The sequence below is a fragment of the Lonsdalea britannica genome (genome assembly GCF_946477055.1).
GTDB classification, from domain to species: domain Bacteria; phylum Pseudomonadota; class Gammaproteobacteria; order Enterobacterales; family Enterobacteriaceae; genus Lonsdalea; species Lonsdalea britannica_A.
The window spans coordinates 1-4931 of record NZ_CAMKXG010000255.1 but is presented as its reverse complement, the minus strand read 5'-3'; the positions used below and the strand labels follow the sequence as shown (position 1 = coordinate 4931).

Annotated in this window: 4 protein-coding genes; 2 read left to right on the top strand and 2 right to left on the bottom strand. The window is 60.4% G+C overall.

Translation table 11 applies throughout. The features are described from left to right. Window positions 1-634 (top strand): BcsE family c-di-GMP-binding protein (locus tag Q7O77_RS14580; RefSeq protein ID WP_304168733.1); only part of this gene is annotated, 634 nt, incomplete at its 5' end. Window positions 635-818: 184 nt separating this feature from the next. Continuing rightward, window positions 819-2480, top strand: coding sequence for a cellulose biosynthesis protein BcsG (bcsG, locus tag Q7O77_RS14575; protein ID WP_304168729.1), 1662 nt, complete (start codon window positions 819-821; stop codon window positions 2478-2480). Window positions 2481-2615: 135 nt separating this feature from the next. Here the strand turns inward: bcsG and Q7O77_RS14570 are convergent, their stop codons facing one another. Together Q7O77_RS14570 and Q7O77_RS14565 are read right to left on the bottom strand one after the other, a co-directional pair. Next, the gene (locus Q7O77_RS14570) at window positions 2616-3671 is read right to left on the bottom strand and encodes an NAD(P)-dependent alcohol dehydrogenase (protein ID WP_304168726.1); all 1056 of its coding nucleotides are present in this window, start codon (window positions 3669-3671) and stop codon (window positions 2616-2618) included. A 243-nt stretch (window positions 3672-3914) separates the two neighbouring features. Continuing rightward, window positions 3915-4931 (bottom strand): hypothetical protein (locus Q7O77_RS14565; protein ID WP_304168724.1); only part of this gene is annotated, 1017 nt, incomplete at its 5' end.

The following is a 4931-nucleotide window of genomic DNA, read 5'->3' as shown; positions in this document are numbered from 1 at the left end:
CGAGCGTCTGCTGCTGGCCTGCGGCGTGAACATTATCGTGCCGTTCGGCACCTCGTTGTCGCGCTTTCTGATCATGTTGGAAGGGCTGCAGGGACAACGCTATCAGCGCTATGTGCCGAAAGATTTTACGGTACTGCGGAAGCTGCAACAGCCGCTGCGCCAGAAGGGATTTATGCCACTGGAGTCGTTCTGCCATACCGTAACGCTGCTGATGAACGATCCGCTGCTGCCGGAAAACAGCAAGGGCGTGCTGGTGGCGTTGACGCCGGTGAGCCAGCTGCGGGCGGAGCAGGCATTGACGCTCTGCAAAACCCGTCGTAACGGAGATGTGTTCACGGTGATGGATAACCGATTGTATCTGTTCCTGTTCTCCTGCCATCTGCACGACCTGAAAACGGCGCTGACGTCCATCTTCCCGTTGCCGTATGACGAGCTTTTCTCCGACCATCAGGTCTGGTGCGAGGATCTGCCGATTCTGTCGGAAATCCGTCTGATGAGCACGTGGGTTCCGCGCACGCTGACAGAGGTAACGGTCGCTGCTGCCAGCGTGGCCAAAACCGTGTCGGCTTCCGCGTCGGAGCGCCGGGTGCCGCAGCGCATCAGACTGGCGCAGGGCGAGGGAGCGGCCAAATGAATCTAATGGAAATCATGCATGCAGGCATTTTTTTCCTGCTGACCCTTTTAGTGTTAAGGGCATTTCTTCCTCGCTGGCTGTCCGCACGCTGGCGGGGTTTTATTCATCGTCTGACGCCGTCGCGCGCGATGAAGTATGAGGGAACCTGGCGGCGAAAATCTTCACAATCGGATGTGAAATAATCATGACTGAAGTAAAACAAGCGGCGCCCGATGCGGCGTCCTCCCGAAGCGGCTGGCGAGGTTTGGGCGGCTGGAATTTCTATTTCTTGCTGAAGTTCGCACTGCTGTGGTTCGGCTATCTCAACTTTCACGCGCTGGATAATCTGGTTTTTCTGTGCTGGCTGGTGTTTCCGCTGCCCTCGCAGCGCCTGCACCGGCTGCGTCAGTGGATCTCAATCCCCATCGGGATCGCGCTGTTCTATCACGACACCTGGCTGCCGGGGATGCAAAGTATCCTCAGCCAGGGCGCGCAGCTCACCGAGTTTTCGGGCGACTATCTGCTCGATCTGGCAGACCGATTCATCAATGGTCGCATGGTCGCTTCTGCGTTCGTCCTCTGGGTTCTGTACCTGTTTGTCGCCCAGTGGGTGCGCATTACTGTGCTGGTGACGGCCATGTTGTGCTGGATCAATATGATCAACATCGCCGGCCCGGCTTTCTCTCTGCTGCCCACAAGGGCCGCCACGCCTCAGGTGGTCATCAACAACGGCGCGCCGCAGCCCGGTACGCCGACCGCTTCGCCGGATGGACTCGACGAGAGCGCGCCGCCGACCAGCGCCAATCTGACGGCCTTTTTGTCGCGTTTTTATGCGCAGGAAAAGCAGCGAGTGACGCATTTTCCTGACACGCTCCCGGCGGATTCGCAGCCGTTTGACGTGTTGATCATCAACATTTGCTCGCTGTCGTGGTCCGATTTGGACACGGTGCAGCTCCGTCATCATCCGCTGTGGAAACGGTTCGATATTCTGCTCGGCAATTACAACTCGGCGACGGGGTACAGCGGTCCTGCGGGGATTCGCCTGCTGCGCGCCAGCTGCGGTCAGACGTCGCACACCGATATCTACAAGCCGACGGCGGATCACTGCTATCTGCTCGAAAATCTAGAAAAACTGGGCTTCCGCCAGCAGCTGGTGCTGGATCATCCGGGTCTTTTCGGCAACTACATGAAGTCTCTGCGCGAGCAGGGCCGCATCGCGGCGCCGCTGCTGTCTCAGGCGGGGATCGCCCCGGCCTATACCTCGTTTGACGGCACGCCGGTATTCAACGACGCGCAGCTAATGCAACGCTGGCTGGATGATCGTCAGCAGAGCAGTGACGCGCGCAGCGCGACCTTCTTCAACGTGATCCCGCTGCATGACGGAACGCGCGATTTGGGGACAACGCGCTCCGCGCCGTATCAGCCTCGGGCGCAGCAGATGTTCGATCAGCTCGAAGCCTTTATGCGTCAGCTTGATGAGTCGGGACGGCGGGTGATGGTAGTTGTCGTGCCGGAACACGGCGCGGCGCTGGCGGGCGACAAGATGCAGATGTCCGGTCTCAGGGATATCCCAAGCCCGAGTATCACGCACGTGCCGGTCGGTATTCTGTTCGCTGGTATGAAAGCGCCGCATCAGGAGCAGCCGCTGCGTGTGGATACGCCGACGAGCATGCTGGCGCTGTCCGAGCTGATTTCCCGCGTGGTGGACGGTCAGGTGTTTAACGCGGCCAACGTTAACATGTCGGTACTGACCCACAATCTGCCGACGACGCCGGTGGTGTCGGAGAATGATGGGGCGGTGGTGATGCGTTATCAGGGGAAAACCTGGATACGGCTGAACGGCGGCGACTGGGTGAATTACCCCTGACGCTCAGCGACGCTGACGCTCTGACGATGACGCCGTGGATCACGCCACGGCGTCTTTTTTTGTGCCTGACAGACAAAACGGCCCGCTTCGCCGTGAACATCACGATGAAACGGGCCGTGGGCTGACTTCTGAGCGCTAAGCCTTCAGCGAAGCCATGTCGATGACGAAGCGATACTTCACGTCGCTGTTGAGCAGCCGCTCATAGGCGTCGTTGATCTGCTGGATGTTGATCATCTCAACGTCGGAGACGATGCCGTGCTCGCCGCAGAAATCGAGCATTTCCTGTGTTTCCGCAATTCCACCGATGCAGGAGCCCGCGACGGAGCGGCGTCCCAGCACTATCGGCATCGTGTTCAGCGGCGGTTCGACCTGGCCGAGGAGGCCGACGAACACCAGCGTCCCGTCGAGCGCCAGGGTGGTCATATACGGATTGACGTCGTGTTCGTAGGGTACCGTATCGATGATCAGATCGAAGTGATTGCTCACCGCTTTCATCTCCTCCGCATCGGATGAGATCACGATGTGATGCGCGCCCAGACGGCGAGCGTCGGCCTCTTTGCTCTTGCTGCGGGTAAACAGCGTGACGTCCGCGCCCATCGCATGCGCCAGCTTCAGCGCCATATGACCCAGACCGCCGAGTCCGACGACGGCGACTTTACTGCCTTGGGTCACGCCCCATTTGCGCAGCGGGGACCAGGTGGTGATGCCCGCGCACAGCAGCGGGGCGACGGCCTTCAGATCGAGACTGTCCGGGATCCGCAGCACGAAGTCCTGTGACGCGAGGATTTTTTGCGAATAGCCGCCGTAGGTCGGCTGGTGATCGTGGCGATCGCGCCCGTTGTAGGTCTGAATATTGCCCTCTTCGCAGTACTGCTCCAGACCCTGCCGACAGGGGTGACACTCGCGGCACGAGTCCACCATGCAGCCGATGCCCGCCAGATCGCCGGGTTTGAACCGGGTCACTTCGCTACCGACCTCCGTCACGCGGCCGACCACTTCATGGCCGGGGATGAGCGGATACAGGCTGATCCCCCAATCGTTGCGGGCCTGATGCAGGTCGGAATGACAGACGCCGCAGTACAACACGTCGATGACGACATCGTCAGGTCGTGGTTCGCGGCGGGTGAATTCAAGCGGCGCCAGAGGCGTCTGGGCCGACTTAGCGGCATAACCGAGCACTTTCATGTTCATTCTCCTGTTTCATTGGGTAATGACCGTAGTGCGCAACGACCGCCAAACGGGTGGAAGTCGGTGACGCGGACCTGCAGTGAGAAATAGCAATGTGCGGGCTGAGGGACGAGGCGGGCGATAGCGCGGCGGAAGGGCGGAGATGCCGCCCTGAGGAATGACTCCGCCGGTTTTTCCTGCCGTCAAATCCGCTGTGGTCTCTGTGGTGCAATTAGCATTATAGGAAAACCGCCTTGAACCGTTAGGTTATGGATGCGGCGCGGTGCGATGTAACGCATCCAGCCAGCCGTGAACGGCGTCGGCCAGCGTATCTGCCGAACCCTGTGCGAAACCGGAACTGCGGGCTTCGTAGGTGTATCGGTCATAGCTGGCGTCGTCCGGCAGATATTTTGCCGCGCCGTCGACCATCGTCAGCACCAGCGTATGCGCAAACGGCGATTCGGCCTTGATGCGTTTGCCGATCTGCGCCGCCAGTTCCGGCTGTATGCCGACCAGCGCGATATTGCCGATCCGGATGAGCACCACCGGCAGTGCGACGGGTTGACCCAGTGTATAAGTATAGGCCGTCACCGGGCCTTTGGGCGCATTCTGAGGCGAGTGCGTTTGCGAGGTGACCATGACGCTTTTTCTTTCTATCGCCAGCGTGGGCGTGTCGACGGCTTTGATGCGGTCAGACACCTGCGCCGCCGTGCTGCCTAACTCTGTGCCAAGGTGATCGAGCAGCGTGAAGCCCTCTTCATGTTTGTCGACGCGCGTGACGCTGCCGTCGCTGTTGACGACATGGCGATTAGCCTGGAGACGGGGCGCCTGATCGCCTGCCGCACCGACCAGAAACGCTGCCACCGGCTGGCTGTCGCGCTGAGCCGCATCCTGCTCCACGTAGCGCGTGGCGACGCCCGCAAGATCCGCGGTGATCAGCTTACCGCCCGCTTTGAGCGTAGAACCCTCCATCACCGAAGACTGCACGGCGTAATTCATCATGACCGCCAGCGGCGCACCCTGCGCGGTATCGATGCGCAACACGGACAACGTTGGGTCGTTGTCCCCCAGCTCGTTGGCGCCTAGCCACCAGCCGAACGGCGTTGAGACGTCGCGATTGACGTTTACCCGACTGACGCCTTCCCCGTAACCTACGCGGGCCGCGCTCATCGTCTTCACCGCTGACTGTGCCGCCGCGCGGACCGCATTGACCAGCGCCTGTTGCATCTGCGTGGTTTGAGCCTGAACTTCCGGCGCAGTATGTTCATGCGGCAGAACATGCGG

Coding starts and splice junctions, on each gene's coding strand:
- bcsG (WP_304168729.1), top strand. CDS start 819: ATGACTGAAGTAAAACAAGCGGCGCCCGATGCGGCGTCCTCCCGAAGC.
- Q7O77_RS14570 (WP_304168726.1), bottom strand. CDS start 3,671: ATGAACATGAAAGTGCTCGGTTATGCCGCTAAGTCGGCCCAGACGCCT.